Source organism: Methylophilus sp., from assembly GCF_052173275.1.
Classification (GTDB): Bacteria; Pseudomonadota; Gammaproteobacteria; order Burkholderiales; family Methylophilaceae; genus Methylophilus.
Genome location: NZ_JBQMUL010000002.1, coordinates 2,316,302 through 2,332,974, shown reverse-complemented (window position 1 = coordinate 2,332,974; position 16,673 = coordinate 2,316,302). Strand labels below are relative to the sequence as shown.

Sequence of the window (16,673 nt, the reverse complement as noted above, 5' to 3'; positions counted from 1 at the left end):
AAGCTTCACACGGTCCATGTGGTGTTTTTTTGTCTTTGAAATACAGGTTTTATAGTGAGAAAGCCAAATGGACACATTTATAATGATTATTAATCACTTTAAAAACTTGACCTTAAGAAATGACAATGCATCGCTTAGGCAAAACCAGAAAAGCCATGTCGCTCTAATTAAATAAATACTCATATACCCAGGGAAGAGAATCATGATGCAACAAAAAAAGATTGCCAGCCTGCTGGCACTCCTGTTGTTACCCGCTGTGTCGGCCTATGCCGAAGAAACAATCGCATTAGAAAAAGCCAGCGAAAGCAGCAAACAAAAGAATAAAGCAAAAGAAACCGTGAGTGTTGAGCTGGATAGCGTCATTATCATGGGCAAGAAAGAGCAAGTCTCCGCCACCGATAAAAGCCTGGCCGGCTCTGTCGATGTCATCACGCGTGATGAACTGGAATATGAGCATGTGACTGACACCCTGGAGTTGTTCAGCAAAACGCCGGGCGTAGTGCTGTCGCGCTACAGCCAGGGCATTGTGAATACTGAAATCTCTATCCGCGGCTTTAGTGGCGATGGCGAAACACCGAACGCCAAATTGCTGGTAGATGGTATTCCTTCCAACCTGTTTTCTGGCTTGAGCGAGCTGGATTACCTGTTTCCGACAAATATCCAGAACATACAGGTATTCAAAGGCACCAGTGATGCGACCACCGGCCTGTTTGCCACGGCTGGTAATTACAAGGTTGAAACGCGTAAAGATGCCGGCAGGCAATTGCAATTTGGCTATGGCAGCTTCAATACCCGTGAGATGCAGGGTTACTTTGGTGATAAGCAGCATAATTTCACCCAGAATTATGCGGTCGGCTATCGAAAAGGCAATGGTTTCCGTGACCATACCGAAAATGAAAAAATCGCCTTATCCGGCCGCTGGCAGCTGGATTTTGATCAATCCACCCTGGCTTTGAGTGCCAAATATGGCAAATACAACTCCCCTGAAGCGCCGGGCTATATGCCTAAGGCACAGGCGCGGACTAATCGTACAGGCGTCGCACCTAATGCATTAAATGACAGTGGTGAAAAAGAAACCAAGCACCTTAGCTTGCACTATGACTATTTCTTTAATGATGACGTGGACCTGAGCGTAAAAACCTATTGGCAGAATTTCGACCGTGAACGCAATGTACGTTTTGTCGGTTCGCCCAATGTAGAAAACCGCCTGGACGAGCAGACATCCACCGGGCTGATTGCAAAATTAAACTGGAAGATCAACCCGCAATGGGGCTTTGAAACGGGCTATGATATTGAACATCAGGCAGTCAGCCAGTTTAACCAAAGGGTGAATGCAGTCGGGGTGAACGTCATTCGTACCAAAGCTGATTACGATTTCACTGCGCAAGGCATTTATGCCAAATTGGAAAACACGCCAGTTGACTGGCTGCGGTGGAACTTTGCCCTGCGTGCAGACCGGCTGACTGCAAAAGCGAATGAGCCGATTATTATTGGCACGAATGCAAACCCGACCAGGCAGATCAATACAGACCTGTTTGACTCACCCACCATTGTGCAGCCCAAGTTTAATGCATTTGCCAACCTGAGCGCGCAGCAAACCCTGTTTGCCAATGCCGGCCGCAGTTTTCAGACCCTGACGGGGATTAACCTGAACCAGTTCGATGCTGCTACTGGTGCACGTACCCCTGTGGACGTTGCCGTCAATGATGGCTGGGAGCTTGGGCTGAAAAGTGCATGGCACAGCGCCTTGAATACCCGTGTTTCATACTGGCAGCAAAAGGCCAAAGATGAGTTTATCAATATTGATGGTTTCCGCCGTCCTTTAGGCTCCACCCTCAGACAAGGGCTGGATGCCAGCTTCGACTATCAGTTAAATGACTACTTCAGTTTCTGGGGCAATGTGTCTAAGGTGTATGCCAAGATCGAAGAGCCCAACCCCCAGAATCCAGGATTCAAAGGGCATAGCATACGCGGCATCCCGGACCATACTGCTTCGTTAGGATTGCAGTTTACGCCTCACTCCGACTGGATCGCCCGCTTGCATATCGACCGGCAAGGCGCGTATTACGTCAACGAAAGCAATAACGGCGGCAAATATGGCGCTTATACGCTGACCAGTGCCAATATCGATTACAAAACCAACTGGGGGCGCGTCAGCTTGCTGGCAAACAATATTTTCGATAAATACTATGAATATGTATATGACTTCACCAGCACCGGGGCTTTAAACCAGCTCAATTTCGCACCGGGTGCTGGCCGTAACTTTATGCTCACCGCAACAGTGGATTTCAAATGACCGCATTACTCTCGATACAACAACTCAGCCTGCGTTTTGCCGGGCGTGAAATACTTAATCAGCTTGATTTTAGTTTACCGGCGGGAGAAGTCGTCTCGGTACTGGGCAGTAACGGCGCAGGCAAGTCTACCCTGCTCAAAAGCATACTCGGCTTGCATACTGCTGCACATCAGACAGGCACTATCCAGATTGCAGGGGTAGACCTTGAACAGTCACGCCACCAGGCGCTCTCGCAGTTGGCTTATGTGCCTGAGCAACCGGCGGTCTATGGCCATTTGTCAGCGCTTGAAAATATCCGTTACTTCCTCAGCCTGGGGGCTATCAACCAAACTGCAGATATCGATATCTGCCTGACCATGGCGGGCTTGCCGCAGCATGCGTGGCATCGGCCTTGTAGTGAATACTCCAAAGGCATGAAGCAAAAAGTGATGCTGGCATTTGCACTGGCGAAACAGGCCAAACTGTTACTGCTGGATGAGCCTAACTCCGGGCTGGATCCGCAGGCCACAGAAGAATTGAACCAGCTGATCGTGCAATGCAAAGCACGCGGCATGGGCATACTGGTGGTGACGCACGACGTGTTATCCGCAATGGCGTTTTCAGATCGCTTGCTGATGCTGGCAAACGGGCAGTTACAGCCAGTCACCATAGATCAGTCGTCACTGACACTGGATAGCCTCAAGCGACTGTATCAGGGGCAGGCATGACTTCACTCGTCTGGAAAATCGCCTGCAACGAATGGCAACGGTTGTGGCGCGCGCGTATTCCGGCGCTATTGATGCTGATATTGCTTGCGCTATGGGCCATTGCGGCCCTCGCCGCCCATCACCACTGGCAAGACCATGCCAATACGGTGGCAGAAGTCACGCAACGCAGCCAGCAGGACTGGCAATCACAACCTGACCGCCACCCGCACCGGGTCTCCCATTATGGTGATTTCGTGCCCAAGCCCTTGCACCCGCTCAGCGTCATCGAACCTGGCATCCTTGATCAGTCAGGGCACCTGGTTTACCTGGAAGCACATCGGCTGAACAGCGCCAATTTCAACCCGGCCACCGAGGCAACCAGCCTGGGCCGCTTCCCGCTGATCACCCCGGCCATGATCGTGCAATGGTGGATGCCACTGTTTTTGATCATGATCGCCTATGCCACTATCACCGCCGAAAAAATCACCGGCATACTGGCATTCATGCGCGGCAACGGCACGCCGGTGTGGATGATTGCAGCAGGCAAATGGCTGTCGTTGTTCCTGCCACTGTTTACGCTGCTGTGCCTGCAAGCGGCGCTGACGCTGGCGTGGAGCTGGGGCAGTGAGCAGGCCTTGTTACGCTTATCGCTGATGCTATTGGCGCAGGCGATGTATATCGCGGGCTGGTGCCTGCTGGTGATTGTGGTGTCGTGGTTCAGCCGCCAATTGCATGGCGCCTTGCTGACCCTGCTGCTGTGCTGGGTATGCGTGTGTATTATTTTTCCGCGTGGATTGGCTAACCTGGCACAGATGACCTACCCGACCCAGCCACGCACCGAGGCTGAACATCACGCAGAAGTCAAACTGAAGACTCTGGGCGACAGCCACAACCCGGACGACCCGCATTTTGCGGCGTTTAAAGCCGGCATCCTCAAAAAATACCAAGTTACAAACGTTGAGGATCTACCAGTCAACTACCACGGCCTGCTGATGCAGGAAGGCGAACGCCTGACCACTGCCGTTTACCGCGAGCAGCAAGCCCTGCACGATGCACAACTCAACCGGCAAAATGCCAGCATACGGCACTGGCTGTGGCTCACACCGGCCCTGGCACTGCAATATGTGCAGATGGCCAGCAGTGGCAACGACCTGGCGCATCACCAGGCGTTTATCCGGCAAGCAGAAAGCCGTCGTTACCAGTTGATTCAATACCTGAACCAGATCCATACCTTGAAAGTCAGCCAGCACGACGATAAAAACACGCGCGTCTCTGCCGACTTCTGGAAGAAAGCCCCGCGCCCTGCCATTACCCTGGCGCCAGTAGCAGTCAGCCGCCACAGTATTGCAGCGGCGCTACTGGTATTGCTGGCCTGGATACTGATCCCGGGTGTATTGCTGATGAAAGTAGCCCAACGCACATGAAACAAGAAATCCTTTTATTACTCAAGCAACGCAGCATACTGATACTGCTATTGCTGAACCTGTTGCTGACCGGTTTTAGCTTATTGAATGGATGGCAGAATATCAGCCATATCCAGTCGCAAATCAATCACGCCAAACAGGAGGAAACACTGCGCAAGCAGGATTACCTCAAGCAGCACAGCCAGCATGACGCCATGGATGTAGGCGAAGTCGGCTACTACGTGTTCCATAATGTTTACCACACCCCGGACGAATGGAGTTTTATCGCACTGGGTAACCAGCTGGTGACACCTTATGTGCAACGCATACGTTTGCTAGGTTTGCAGGGGCAGCTTTATGATGGTGAATCGCACCATCCTGAATATGTCATGCTCGGCGGTTTCGATTATGCATTCTGGCTGGTGTTTTTTGCGCCCCTGCTGTGTATCGCGCTGCTGCATGACCTCAAAGCCAGTGAGCATCAGGCGCAAAGACTGCTGTTTTTACAAAGCCTGACCGCCCAGCCAGCACGCTTCTGGGCTCAGCGCGTGTTCTCACGCTGGCTGCTGATCGCATTGACCTTCTCGTTGCCAGTCATTCTGTTTACGGCCAGTCAGGGCCTTTCGCTGGCGCCATTGCTACAGGTGCTGGCCATTACGCTGCTGTATACCTTACTCTGGACAGCGCTTTGTGCGGCTTTCAGCCTGCGCAGGCGTGCACTCAATGCCAACCTGAACGCGCTTGCTTTAACCAGCCTCTGGTTACTGTCCTGTATCGTGCTACCTAACCTGGCGCAGCTATGGTTACATCATTGTTACCCGGTGCAGGACGGCAGCCAGATCGCCTTGCAGCACCGGCAGGCAGTACATGGTGCCTGGGATCTGCCTAAAACCGACACGTTGACACCGTTTTATGCGCTGTATCCGCAATGGAAAGATACACCGCCAGTCACCGAGCGCTTCCACTGGAAATGGTATTACGCGTTCCAGCATATGGCCGATGTGAAACTGGCGACACAAGTCGCCGCACGTGAAGAAGCGCTCAGGCAAAGAGACCGGTCGACCGGCTTGCTAGGCTACTTTTTGCCGGCAGTATGGGTGCAACGCAGCCTGGAAGACATCTCGCACAGCAATGTCTCCGACCTGCTAGCGCATAGACAACGCATCACGGCTTTCCACACACGATTGCGGCATGATGCCTACCCATATTTGTTTGAGGAAAAACCATTTACGGCTGAATCCTTTAGTCAGCTGCCTGCGTTTGAAGATGCAAGCGAAGAGCCGAAAAATCCATTCTAAGCCTGCACAAACTACGTAAAATCATGAGCCGTTTTTACGTGATCGCCTCAGGGTCATTTTGAAACACCGGCGTATAGTGGGAGTCATACAAGTACATCACTGAGATGCACTTAATCACCAAAAGGAGATCATCATGTGGACTAAACCAGCTGCTACTGAAATGCGTTTTGGCTTTGAAGTGACCATGTACGTCATGAACAAATAATTCAGCGCTTGTATTTGAAACAAGTTTAAGCTGAATAAAAAACCCGCCGATGGCGGGTTTTTTGTTGCATTCCATTACTGCGACTTTCAGCTTATGCGCCCTTTATTGCACCTCTTATTGCGTCTTTTGTTGAAACCTAGTGTGCAGGATAGACAGAGCATCCCCGGAACCTTATGTCAAACCGGCTTACTAAAAAACAATGGCTTGCCAATGCGATATTCGCTAGTACAATTTAACCAAGGCATTCCATCACCTGTTTATATTCACGGAGTCATCCATGCAAGTAAAAAAACTCTCTGTTACACCATTCATTACTTCTTCTGTCATGGCAGCACTGATCATGGCTACGCTGATGGTCGCAACCTATAGCCAATCAGCCTCTGCGCGTAGCATTTTGCCAGAACAAAACGATGCCGCTGCGGCGCGTGATGCGGTCGGCGATTCCATGAGCAAGCTGGAAGACCTGAATAAGCGCATCAAATCCCAAGAAGCAGTAGTCGCCAAAGAGCAGGAAAGACTGCAGCAATACCAGACTGAAAAAGCACAGACAGAACAAGACCTCGAATCGAGAAAAGCCATATTCGAGCAAAAATCAAAAGTACTGGATGAGGCCTGGAAAAGTCGCAGTAACTATTAAAAACTCAGCTTGGCTTTACCCTTGTGAGTCTTTCAAACCCACCCTAATCCAATCATCCATTCACCCTGGATAGACCCAAACCATTTATGTAAATTAATTGATTTGGGTCAATACCTGCTTTACCTGACGCTCCTACAATGCCATCAAGTTCAATGCACTAGATGGAGTGATCACAATGAAAAAAACCGCAATCAGTTTAATGCTGGCAGCCTTGTTGCCGGCCATGAATAGTCATGCCGAACAAGGCGACTGGGTCGTGCGCCTGCGCGCCACCAATATCAGCCCTAACGAAAGCAGCCGCTTGGGCAGCACCGTCAACAAGGCAGTGGGTGCCAGCGTAATGACGCCAAGTGCAGACCTGAAAGTCGACAGCAACACGATCCCGGAGCTAGATATTAGTTACTACTGGACTAAAAACATCGCTACCGAACTGATACTGGCGCTGGGCAGCAAACATGATGTGAAAATCAGTGGCGACAGCGCTGGCGTGGTTGGCAACCAGCATCTGGGTAGCATTGATGCGCTGCCGCCCACATTGACAGCACAATGGCACTTTAACCCCGACCAGACCTTTGATCCTTATGTAGGTGCCGGGATCAATGCGACATTTATGCTGGACCGCAATCTGCGTTTCACCTCTGGTGCAACTGCTGGCGAAAAAATAAAAATCGACCGTAGTAGCATTGGCCCTGCCCTGCAGGCGGGTATAGATATCAACCTCAAAGATGGTTGGTTATTGAATGCGGATGTGAAATACCTCTGGATTGATACCGACGTTGAAATGAAGAGTGCAACTACTGGTAACCGCTGGGCTAAAATCGACTCGCTGGATGTGAATCCATGGGTACTGAGTATCGGCGTCGGCAAACGCTTCTAATTCAAGTCTCTTCCCTGGGGCGTTGTAGCTCCATTTGGCCTCTGATACTTTGCGGTATCAGAGGTTTTTTTACGCAGCGCGCATCAGCTACTCAGGTTGAAGCGCGCGGCAAGGCTGGTCAGATTCAGCTGCTCAAGTAACTGCTGCCCGCGCTCCAGCGCACTGCGTTTACGCTGGCCGGTGAATTTGGCAATGATCAATTCGTTTTTCATGGAATGTTCCCAGCCCACCAGTTCTGTCACTGTCACCTGATAGCCATGCGCTTCCAGCTCCAGGCAGCGCAACACATTGGTGACATGGCTGCCGAATTCACGGGTATGGATAGGGTGCCGCCAGAGCTCACCCAACAGTGTTTTCGCCAGTGACTCGGCCTTGTGCGAGCGCATGGTCTCGGCGACCTCTGCTTGGCAGCAAGGCACCAGCACCATATATTGCGCCTGTTTTTGCAGGCCAAACTGGATAGCGTCGTCGGTAGCGGTATTACAGGCATGCAATGCGGTGACAATATCCACTTTGTCGGGCAGTTGCTGTGAATGCATGGCGTCCGCCACGCTCAAGGGCTCAAACTGCATGCGGTCAAAGCCGCACTCGCTGGCTAACTGCCGCGATTTTTCTATCAGCTCGGCGCGGTTTTCTATCCCTATCACCTGGCCGCCAGCATGCTGTTTCAGCAATAAATCATACAGAATAAAGCCCAGGTATGATTTACCGGCGCCATGATCCACCAGAACCGGATCAGGTTGCGAAGTCATCACAGTCTGCATCAACGGTTCTATGAAGTTGACCAGGTGATACACCTGCTTGAGTTTACGGCGGCTATCCTGATTGAGTTTACCGTCCCGTGTCAGGATATGCAGTGCTTGTAATAATGGAATGGATTGGCCCGGTTTTACCTCGGGCGGCAATATCGTTTTGACCATGCGTCCTACTGCTTTAAAATAGCAATATGCTAGTGTAGCAGCATAGACGTGTGGCTTGCATCTGTCGTTTACCGCTTTTACTTTTCGGGAACTCCTCCGTTTTTTTGCTGACTACCCTATCAGATAGCTGAATCTTAAGCGCTACGCGCTTTCAGGTTTTATTGAACCTTTTAGCAATGTATACAGTTTTTAATACGTCGAATGTTGTACGTATTCAAATTTAATAAGGGAGTATCAATGTTTTTCAATGTAGTGAGCAAGGCCCTTAATAAAAGTCGATTCAAACCCCTTCTGTACAGCTTAGCTGCGTTCATCACATGTTCTTCAGGCACCGCGTTTGCAGACAGTGTCTGGCTCAAAAATGGAGACAAGATCACCGGCACCCTGGTGGTCAAGATCACAGATAAAGTGGTGATAAATACCAGCTATGCCGGCGAAATCAAATTGAATTGGGCAGATATTCAAAGCATAGACGCCGAAAAATCCTACACCATGATGCTGTCTGACCAGACTGTCGTGACTGGTTACTTGAAACATGGCGAGAACGGGCAGGCCATTCTGGATGAAGATGGTAAAACAGAGTTAATCGATACCGAACTGGCAGAAATCCAATACATCAACCCGACCAAAGACCTGATAGGCGAAGGCTATGTCTGGACGGGTAACCTGAACCTGGGCGGCACTTTCAACAACGGCAATAGCAAAAACCGCAATATGCAGTTTAACGGCGAATCGATTACCCGTGGCCTGGAAGACAGGTATACGGTGCAAGGCTACGCCTATTGGGCGCAAGATAACGATGAGCAAACGCAGAATAACCTGCGCGTACGCGGCCAGTACGATCACTTCTTCACTAAAAAATGGTTTACTTACCTAAACACCATCCAGGAAAAAGACCGTTTCCGTGATATCAGATTGCGCAGCACCTACGGTGTCGGTACCGGTTACCAGATATTCGAAGGTGAAAAACTGAACCTGTCGCTGGAAGGCGGTGTGTCCTGGATCAAACAGGATTACTATGACGAAACCGACGAGAACCATGGCGCCTTGCGTTGGGCGGTCAACTATAACCAATACCTGTTTGATTCATTTGTGCAGGCCTTCCATAGACACGAGGTGTTATACACCCCGCGCGCGCCATCGCAAATCCTGCTTTATAGCTCTACCGGCTTACGCTTCCCCTTTATCCTGGGCCTGAGCGCGACCACCCAGCTTGATTACAACCTGGATAGTCGTCCGGCGGATGATAGAAGAAAAGGCGACACCCGCGCCCTGTTCACATTGGGATATACCTGGAAGTAAGTTTCAACACTATTGCTAAATTTAGCGCGTTAGGCGCTTGAATGTTAAAATGGCCAATCATCGCGTTGGCCATTGCAACATTCGCAATCAGAAAACATGTGCCGCAGCGATAGTTGAAGTACGGCACTGCACGTAAAACCGTATTTTTTTGATTGAAAGATGGAGCAAAAATATGGCGATACAATGGTACCCGGGACACATGACCTCAGCCCGCAAAAAGGCAGAGGAAACCCTGGAGCATATCGATATTGTGATTGAAGTACTGGATGCACGCGTGCCTGCGGCCAGCCACAACCCCATGATTGAAGACATGCGCAACTTCCGTCAGCGCCCCAACCTAAAAATACTAAACAAGGCTGATCTGGCCGACCCGCAGATCACCCAGGCCTGGCTGAATTATTTTAACAGCCAGCCCAATACCAAAGCAGTAGCGCTTTCATGCAAAAAAGCCGGTGACGCTAAAAAGATACCAGGCTTGTGTCGTCAACTGGCACCACACCGTGGCTCACCGCTCAAACCTTTACGCATGATGATCATGGGCATTCCCAACGTCGGCAAATCCACCCTGATGAACGCCCTGCTCAACCGTCGCGCGGCTAAAGTCGGTGATGAGCCCGCGGTGACAAAAAGCCAGCAACGCTTTGACCTCGGCGATAACCAGAGCATTACCGATACGCCAGGCATGATGTGGCCCAAGATAGAACATGAATCAGATGGTTATATGCTGGCAGCCAGCCATGCCATTGGCCGTAATGCCGTGATTGATGAAGATGTGGCGGAGTTCCTGGGTAATTTGCTGTTGAAACAATACCCGGCACTCATCAACACCCGTTATAAACTCGATGCCATGAAGCTGGATGTACAACAGATAGATGGTATAGACCTGTTGCAGGCGATCGCCAAGCGCAGGGCTTACAAGCGTAATGACGGGCAATGGGATATGGAGCGTACGGCGATGGCGTTTCTGACCGATTATCGCGGTGGCGCGATCGGCAGGGTGAGCCTGGAATCGCCGAAAAGCCGTGCAGAGATGATCGCCCTGGCAGCTGAAAAACCTAAAACTGCCAATGAACAGCCAGAAACGACCACAGAAGCAGATGCGCCCTAATCTGGCCTAAAACGTCTCACGATGAAAACTACTGCAGTTAAGCAATCACGCTCGCATTGCGTTTAGCCGGTTTACCAATCGCAGGCGGTTGCGTCATCAATAACTCAATATTGCTCGCTACCCGGTTACGTCCATTCTGTTTGGCTTTATAAAGATTCTGGTCCGCCGCAGCAAACATGGCGTCCAATACATAACCTACCGTTTCAGAGCTCACGGCACCGACACTGACCGTACATTTAATGGCATGGGTCTCATCACTCATGCTTTCTACGCCGGCGATGCTGACAGGCGTGACTTCAATCGTCCTGCGGATACGCTCGGCCAGCACCATGGCCTCCTGCTCACCGGTATTGGGCAGCAAAATACAAAACTCCTCACCGCCGTAACGCCCGATCACATCGCCACCGCGTAAAGCCCCGCGTATATTCCCGGCGCAGGACTTCAGCACCACGTCACCCACCAGATGGCCGTAGACATCATTGACCTTTTTAAAGTAATCCAGATCGACGATCAGCATGCCCATAGGCAAGCTGATCCGCTGTGAAACCGCTTGCATGCGATTGGCTGCTTCCTGCAAGCCACGACGGTTCAAGACACCGGTTAAGCCATCCAGGGTGGCGATTGCCTGCAATCCGGCCTGGGTGCGTACATTCATCACCAGCAACAGCAGGCTGGTGACCGTAGTGAGAACCAGCATAATCGCGGTGGTCAGATAAGCATGTACCGGCCAATGGATAAATGTGACCAGCGCCATCTCATCGGCTAGTGCGACTTCAATCGCAAAGACTGCCAGCATCAGGCTGATGCCGCCAAACAGGCTACAGCACAGCCAGAAGACTTGCGCGACAAAGTCTTTGCCATGGCCGGCCAGGCTACGACTGCCATAAGAGAACACCCAGACCAGCACAAGCAGATTAGAAAGAATGACCCATTTGTCGGCCGCATGCATATTCAGCATGACGGCATTACAGGCAAGCAATGTCGTCATCACCAGCAAGGTTCGATAGCGATAGACACGGTAGCCACGCAGCATGCGTATGCCATTGACATAGATGCTGACGCCCAAGGCAAACATAGTCATTGAAGTCGCGACATACACACTGCGCTGGCTATGATCAGACATAATCAGCGGGATAAAATAGATGCCAAGACCCAGGCCCATCATCAGCAGGCCGCGCACCCAATGCATAATCAATGATTTTTGCTGGTAAGCGCCAAAAATCAACAGGACCATAACCAAAGTAAAGGTGAGGCCGATTGATGATAGAATGACACTATTGAGATCTAGCACAGGGAAGGTCAATGTTTTAGTTTACCTGATAAGGCATAATACTATGGTATCGCGACTATACCCATATAAGTTAAGGGGTTAAATAGTCCATACAGGCTAATTCCCCTCCTTTAATTGTCTCCAGCAAACAGTAGAAGTTCCATGCAGCATCTCTTGAATCCTCCTCAGCGTGAAGCCATTCACTACCTCGACGGGCCATTATTGGTACTGGCAGGTGCTGGCAGTGGCAAAACCCGCGTCATTACGCAAAAAATCTCCTATCTGGTGAACGAAGCCAATTACAAGGCCAGCCAGATAGCTGCCATCACCTTCACCAATAAAGCCGCCAGAGAAATGCATGAGCGCGTGACGTCATTGCTGGAGGGCAAAGCGGGCAAAGGGCTGACTGTCACCACTTTTCACTCGCTGGGCCTGCAGATGCTGCGCCAGGAATCCGCCCTGCTCGGTTATAAACCGCAGTTCTCCATCCTCGACTCCTCTGACAGCTTCAAGATCCTCAGCGACATCCTGGCGACGACAGACAAGCAATTGTTACGCAAGACGCAATGGCAGATCTCCGGCTGGAAAAACGCCTTTATCAACCCCGACCAGGCAAAAGCGCAGGCCGATGAAGAGCTGACCCATGCCGCGGCACGCGTGTATCAGCTGTACCAGCAGACGCTGCGCGCTTACCAGGCAGTCGATTTTGATGACCTGATCAAAGTGCCGGTGGAGCTATTTGACCAGCACAGCGAAACGCTGGATAAATGGCAACGCAAACTGCAATATCTGCTGATCGATGAATATCAGGATACCAACGCCTGCCAGTACCGCCTGATCAAGCAACTGACCGGTGTACGAGGCCAGTTCACCGCCGTGGGCGACGATGACCAAGCCATTTACGGCTGGCGCGGCGCTGACGTAGAAAACCTGCGTCAGCTGACCAAAGATTTCTCCAAACTCAAAGTCATCAAACTGGAGCAGAACTACCGCTCCACCGTGCGCATACTGCGTGCAGCCAACAGCGTGATCGCCAACAACCCAAAATTGTTTGAGAAAAAACTCTGGAGCGACCTTGGTACCGGTGAGCTGATCCATGTAACCGCCACGCAAAGCGAAGAGCACGAAGCCGAAACCGTGTTGATGAAGCTACAAGCACACAAATTCGAACATAGAACCACCTACAAAGATTACGCCGTGCTTTACCGCAGTAACCACCAGGCACGCGTGATCGAAAAATTCCTGCGCAACCAGAAAATCCCCTATACGATTTCTGGCGGGCAATCATTTTTTGATAAAACCGAAATCAAGGACATCACCAGTTACTTACGCCTGATCGCCAACGAAGATGATGACCCGGCGTTTATCCGCGCCGCCACCACGCCGAAAAAAGGCATAGGCAACACCACCCTTGAAAGACTGGGCGAATACGCCAGCGCGCACAAACTGTCATTGTTCGCAGCTGCCTTTGAAGGGGGCTTCCAGCACGATGTCGGCGCCAAACAACTGGACGACCTGCTCACTTTTTGCCGTTATATCCAAAACCTGCAAGGCCGTGCCACCAAAGATCCGGCCAATGAAGTGCTGAACGACCTGCTGAACGCCATCCAGTACGAAACCTATCTGTACGACGGCGAAGAAGCACGCGCGGCAGAATCACGCTGGAGCAACGTCCTCGAGTTCGTCTCCTGGCTCAGCAAAAAAGGCGAAGCCTCGACTGAATTCGGCAACGAGTCTCCCGGCAAAAACCTGCTGGAGCTCACGCAATTGGTCGCCCTCATCACCATGCTGGAAGGTAAAGATGGCGAAGAACAGGACGCAGTCAAACTCTCCACCCTGCACGCCTCAAAAGGTCTTGAATACGGCCACGTATTCCTGATCGGCTGCGAAGACGGCATCTTGCCGCACCGTGAATCGATCGATAACGACCAGATCGAAGAAGAACGCCGACTCATGTACGTAGGCATCACCCGGGCACAAAAATCCCTGAATATCACCTGGTGCAAAAAACGTAAACGCGCCGGCGAAATGCAAGCCTGCGAACCTAGCCGTTTTATCGCAGAGCTGCCTAAGGACGACGTCAAACACTTCGGCAATCCGTTTAATAGCAACGGCGAACCAGCCAGCAAAGATTATGGCAAAAGCAAGATGGCGAATATCAAGGCGATGCTGAATAAAAGCCAGGCGAGTTAGCAAACTGCTGGCAGTGTAAAGTTATTTACATGAAGTGGCATCAACCTTATGTATAATTCCAGCTATCAGGCATTTGGTTAAGTTCAGATATCAATCCTTAACAGATTCTCCATTAATAATTATTAAAATGAACAAAATAGCAATCATTGGGCTGGGGTATGTCGGCCTTCCACTGGCGGTTGAGTTTGGTAAATTACGTCCTGTGGTGGGTTTTGATATTAACTCTCATAGAGTGGATGAATTAAGCAACGCAAAAGACAGCACGCTTGAAGTTTCCCCTGACCAATTAAAAGAAGCCACGCTGCTTGAGTACACGACCGATCAGTCCAGGCTGAAAGAATGCTCGATTTTCATCGTCACTGTCCCCACACCGATTGACAGTGCAAATCGGCCAGACCTGAGGCCGCTTGAGAAAGCCAGCGAGACGGTAGCAAAAGCTTTATCCAAAGGCAGTATCGTTATTTACGAATCTACTGTTTATCCTGGATGTACCGAAGAAGTCTGCGTGCCCATTTTGGAAAGATTTTCCGGGTTAACTTTTAACCAGGACTTTTACTGTGGTTACAGCCCTGAACGTATTAACCCGGGCGACAAGGTTAATACCCTTACAAAAATCAAAAAAATCACCAGTGGCTCAACGCCAGAGATATCAGAAAAGGTCGATGCGCTTTATCGCTCGATTATTACCGCTGGCACCTACCCTGCTACCTCTATTAAAGTAGCTGAAGCGGCCAAAGTGATTGAAAATACACAACGCGACTTAAATATCGCGCTGGTCAACGAGTTATCAGTCATTTTTAATCGCCTGGAAATAGATACCTTAGAAGTGCTTGAGGCTGCAGGCAGCAAATGGAATTTCTTGCCTTTTAAACCCGGTATGGTTGGCGGACACTGTATTGGTGTTGACCCTTATTATCTCACGCACAAAGCCGAGCAAATTGGTTATAACCCGCAAGTCATTCTTGCGGGCAGAAGAATCAATGACAATATGGCAAGATATGCTGCCAGAAATGTCATCAAACTGATGGTAAAGAATGGCATTGACGTTTCAAAAAGTAAAATAGCAGTATTAGGCATTACATTTAAAGAAAATTGCCCGGATATCCGCAATAGCAAAGTGATTGACCTGATCAGGGAACTGGAATCATGGGGCGTTGAAGTCATTGTGACTGATCCATGGGCAGACGCTCAAGAAGTAACCCATGAATATGGCATTCAGCTAACCGCGTACGATGAGCTCAAGGATGTCGACAGCGTGATTGTAGCGGTCGGCCACAACGAGTACCGTAAACTTGAGCCCGCTCAATTAAGAAACCTGTGCAGACAGGATAATCCGGTGTTAGGTGATATTAAAGGACTTTATTCGAAGGAACTGAGCCAGCGCTCAGGCTTCACTCTCTTCAGACTATAGTTAAAGCCAATATGCATACTCCCATCATTGATAGAAAAATCCGTTTTGCTTTAGTTGGCTGTGGCCGCATTTCAAAAAACCACTTTGATTCCATCAAGCAATTGTCAGCCCAAGCTGAATTAGTGGACATATGCGACATTGACCCGGTTGCACTCAAAGCTGCAGCTAAGCAAACAGGTGCGAACCCTCATCTCAACTTGCACGCCATGTTAGCAACTACAACGGCGGATATCGTTATATTGACTACGCCTAGCGGTTTGCATGCTGACCAGGCGGTCATATGCGCAGCAGCAGGCAAACATGTCATTACCGAAAAACCCATGGCTACCCGCTGGGAAGACGGCAAGCGCATGGTCAGAGCCTGCGATGAAGCTGGCGTTCGCCTGTTTGTTGTCAAACAGAACCGACGCAATGCGACCTTGCAGCTATTGAAAAAAGCATTAGAAAAGCAGCGTTTTGGCAAAATCTACATGGTGAATGTCAATGTGTTCTGGACACGTCCGCAATCTTATTATGACCAAGGCGGCTGGCGTGGCAAATGGGAATCTGATGGCGGTGCTTTTATGAACCAGGCCAGCCATTATGTCGACTTATTGCAATGGCTGATTGGCCCGCTCGAAAGCCTGCATGCGTACACGGCAACCCTTGAAAGAAAGATTGATGCAGAAGACACTGGCGTGCTCAGCCTGAAATGGCGCTCAGGCGCGATGGGGTCGATGAATGTGACCATGCTCACCTATCCTAAGAACTTTGAAGGTTCGATCACCATTCTGGGTGAAAAAGGTACCGTCCGTGTGGGTGGCGTTGCAGTCAATGAAATCCAGCATTGGGAGTTTGCCGAACCTGATCCTGAAGATGCAAAAACCCATGACAGCAACTATCAAACCACGTCAGTGTACGGCCTAGGTCATCCTATGTATTACGAGAATGTCGTCAAAGTCATGCGCGGTGAAGCAGCGCCGGAAACCGATGGCAGAGCTGGGTTGCAATCGCTTGAAGTGTTGATTGCTACTTACCTTTCAGCCCGTGACGGCAAACGTGTCGGCTTCCCTCTGGATTACTAAACC

General features: G+C 50.4%; 14 protein-coding genes. 12 read left to right on the top strand and 2 right to left on the bottom strand.

All coding sequences use genetic code 11. From position 1 onward, the window contains the following. Positions 1-202: 202 nt before the first annotated feature. The 7 genes from ACTS9Y_RS12370 (at position 203) to ACTS9Y_RS12340 (ending at position 7,402) form a co-directional block, all read left to right on the top strand. Positions 203-2,296, top strand: a complete 2,094-nt coding sequence (locus ACTS9Y_RS12370; protein WP_442586230.1) for a TonB-dependent receptor — start codon at positions 203-205, stop codon at positions 2,294-2,296. Then, positions 2,293-3,003, top strand: coding sequence for an ABC transporter ATP-binding protein (locus tag ACTS9Y_RS12365; protein ID WP_442586229.1), 711 nt, complete (start codon positions 2,293-2,295; stop codon positions 3,001-3,003). Before ACTS9Y_RS12370 ends, ACTS9Y_RS12365 begins: the two co-directional genes overlap by 4 nt. Next, the gene (locus ACTS9Y_RS12360) at positions 3,000-4,406 is read left to right on the top strand and encodes a DUF3526 domain-containing protein (protein WP_442586228.1); all 1,407 of its coding nucleotides are present in this window, start codon (positions 3,000-3,002) and stop codon (positions 4,404-4,406) included. Before ACTS9Y_RS12365 ends, ACTS9Y_RS12360 begins: the two co-directional genes overlap by 4 nt. Then, positions 4,403-5,683, top strand: a complete 1,281-nt coding sequence (locus ACTS9Y_RS12355; RefSeq protein WP_442586227.1) for a DUF3526 domain-containing protein — start codon at positions 4,403-4,405, stop codon at positions 5,681-5,683. Before ACTS9Y_RS12360 ends, ACTS9Y_RS12355 begins: the two co-directional genes overlap by 4 nt. A 133-nt stretch (positions 5,684-5,816) precedes the next feature. Further along, positions 5,817-5,888 carry a pyrroloquinoline quinone precursor peptide PqqA gene (gene pqqA / locus ACTS9Y_RS12350; RefSeq protein ID WP_081624291.1) on the top strand — a complete coding sequence of 24 codons (72 nt, stop codon included), beginning with the start codon at positions 5,817-5,819 and terminating at the stop codon, positions 5,886-5,888. Between the two features lie 277 nt (positions 5,889-6,165). Further along, complete coding sequence (locus ACTS9Y_RS12345) at positions 6,166-6,525, top strand: hypothetical protein (RefSeq protein ID WP_442586226.1); 360 nt, start codon at positions 6,166-6,168, stop codon at positions 6,523-6,525. Between the two features lie 175 nt (positions 6,526-6,700). Next, positions 6,701-7,402, top strand: a complete 702-nt coding sequence (locus ACTS9Y_RS12340; RefSeq protein ID WP_442586225.1) for an OmpW/AlkL family protein — start codon at positions 6,701-6,703, stop codon at positions 7,400-7,402. 83 nt (positions 7,403-7,485) lie between these two features. Here ACTS9Y_RS12340 and ACTS9Y_RS12335 read toward each other — a convergent pair whose 3' ends face one another. Continuing rightward, a complete protein-coding gene (locus ACTS9Y_RS12335) occupies positions 7,486-8,322 on the bottom strand; it encodes a class I SAM-dependent methyltransferase (protein WP_442586224.1) in 837 nt (278 codons plus the stop codon). Positions 8,323-8,559: 237 nt separating this feature from the next. Here ACTS9Y_RS12335 and ACTS9Y_RS12330 point away from each other — a divergent pair, with 237 nt between their 5' ends. Next, positions 8,560-9,624, top strand: a complete 1,065-nt coding sequence (locus ACTS9Y_RS12330) for a DUF481 domain-containing protein (RefSeq protein ID WP_442586223.1) — start codon at positions 8,560-8,562, stop codon at positions 9,622-9,624. 172 nt (positions 9,625-9,796) lie between these two features. Further along, positions 9,797-10,732 carry a ribosome biogenesis GTPase YlqF gene (gene ylqF / locus ACTS9Y_RS12325; RefSeq protein ID WP_442586222.1) on the top strand — a complete coding sequence of 312 codons (936 nt, stop codon included), beginning with the start codon at positions 9,797-9,799 and terminating at the stop codon, positions 10,730-10,732. 37 nt (positions 10,733-10,769) lie between these two features. Here ylqF and ACTS9Y_RS12320 read toward each other — a convergent pair whose 3' ends face one another. Further along, complete coding sequence (locus ACTS9Y_RS12320) at positions 10,770-11,966, bottom strand: GGDEF domain-containing protein (protein ID WP_442586221.1); 1,197 nt, start codon at positions 11,964-11,966, stop codon at positions 10,770-10,772. Positions 11,967-12,164: 198 nt separating this feature from the next. Between ACTS9Y_RS12320 and ACTS9Y_RS12315 the strand changes: the two genes are divergently transcribed. From ACTS9Y_RS12315 to ACTS9Y_RS12305, 3 genes are all read left to right on the top strand, one after another. Beyond that, positions 12,165-14,195 (top strand): UvrD-helicase domain-containing protein, encoded by a 2,031-nt coding sequence (locus tag ACTS9Y_RS12315; protein ID WP_442586220.1) that lies wholly within the window; start codon positions 12,165-12,167, stop codon positions 14,193-14,195. A gap of 127 nt (positions 14,196-14,322) precedes the next feature. Continuing rightward, on the top strand, positions 14,323-15,606 hold the full coding sequence (gene tviB, locus ACTS9Y_RS12310; RefSeq protein ID WP_442586219.1) for a Vi polysaccharide biosynthesis UDP-N-acetylglucosamine C-6 dehydrogenase TviB: 1,284 nt from the start codon (positions 14,323-14,325) through the stop codon (positions 15,604-15,606). Positions 15,607-15,617: 11 nt separating this feature from the next. Further along, on the top strand, positions 15,618-16,670 hold the full coding sequence (locus ACTS9Y_RS12305) for a Gfo/Idh/MocA family protein (RefSeq protein ID WP_442586218.1): 1,053 nt from the start codon (positions 15,618-15,620) through the stop codon (positions 16,668-16,670). Positions 16,671-16,673 lie beyond the last annotated feature (3 nt).

Excerpts from the sequence above, each read along its gene's own strand:
- ACTS9Y_RS12305 (WP_442586218.1), top strand. The coding sequence starts at position 15,618 with ATGCATACTCCCATCATTGATAGAAAAATCCGTTTTGCTTTAGTTGGC.
- ACTS9Y_RS12365 (WP_442586229.1), top strand. The coding sequence starts at position 2,293 with ATGACCGCATTACTCTCGATACAACAACTCAGCCTGCGTTTTGCCGGG.
- ACTS9Y_RS12345 (WP_442586226.1), top strand. The coding sequence starts at position 6,166 with ATGCAAGTAAAAAAACTCTCTGTTACACCATTCATTACTTCTTCTGTC.
- tviB (WP_442586219.1), top strand. The coding sequence starts at position 14,323 with ATGAACAAAATAGCAATCATTGGGCTGGGGTATGTCGGCCTTCCACTG.
- ACTS9Y_RS12315 (WP_442586220.1), top strand. The coding sequence starts at position 12,165 with ATGCAGCATCTCTTGAATCCTCCTCAGCGTGAAGCCATTCACTACCTC.
- ACTS9Y_RS12370 (WP_442586230.1), top strand. The coding sequence starts at position 203 with ATGATGCAACAAAAAAAGATTGCCAGCCTGCTGGCACTCCTGTTGTTA.
- ACTS9Y_RS12355 (WP_442586227.1), top strand. The coding sequence starts at position 4,403 with ATGAAACAAGAAATCCTTTTATTACTCAAGCAACGCAGCATACTGATA.
- ACTS9Y_RS12330 (WP_442586223.1), top strand. The coding sequence starts at position 8,560 with ATGTTTTTCAATGTAGTGAGCAAGGCCCTTAATAAAAGTCGATTCAAA.
- ACTS9Y_RS12320 (WP_442586221.1), bottom strand. The coding sequence starts at position 11,966 with ATGGTCCTGTTGATTTTTGGCGCTTACCAGCAAAAATCATTGATTATG.
- ACTS9Y_RS12340 (WP_442586225.1), top strand. The coding sequence starts at position 6,701 with ATGAAAAAAACCGCAATCAGTTTAATGCTGGCAGCCTTGTTGCCGGCC.
- ylqF (WP_442586222.1), top strand. The coding sequence starts at position 9,797 with ATGGCGATACAATGGTACCCGGGACACATGACCTCAGCCCGCAAAAAG.
- ACTS9Y_RS12335 (WP_442586224.1), bottom strand. The coding sequence starts at position 8,322 with ATGGTCAAAACGATATTGCCGCCCGAGGTAAAACCGGGCCAATCCATT.
- ACTS9Y_RS12360 (WP_442586228.1), top strand. The coding sequence starts at position 3,000 with ATGACTTCACTCGTCTGGAAAATCGCCTGCAACGAATGGCAACGGTTG.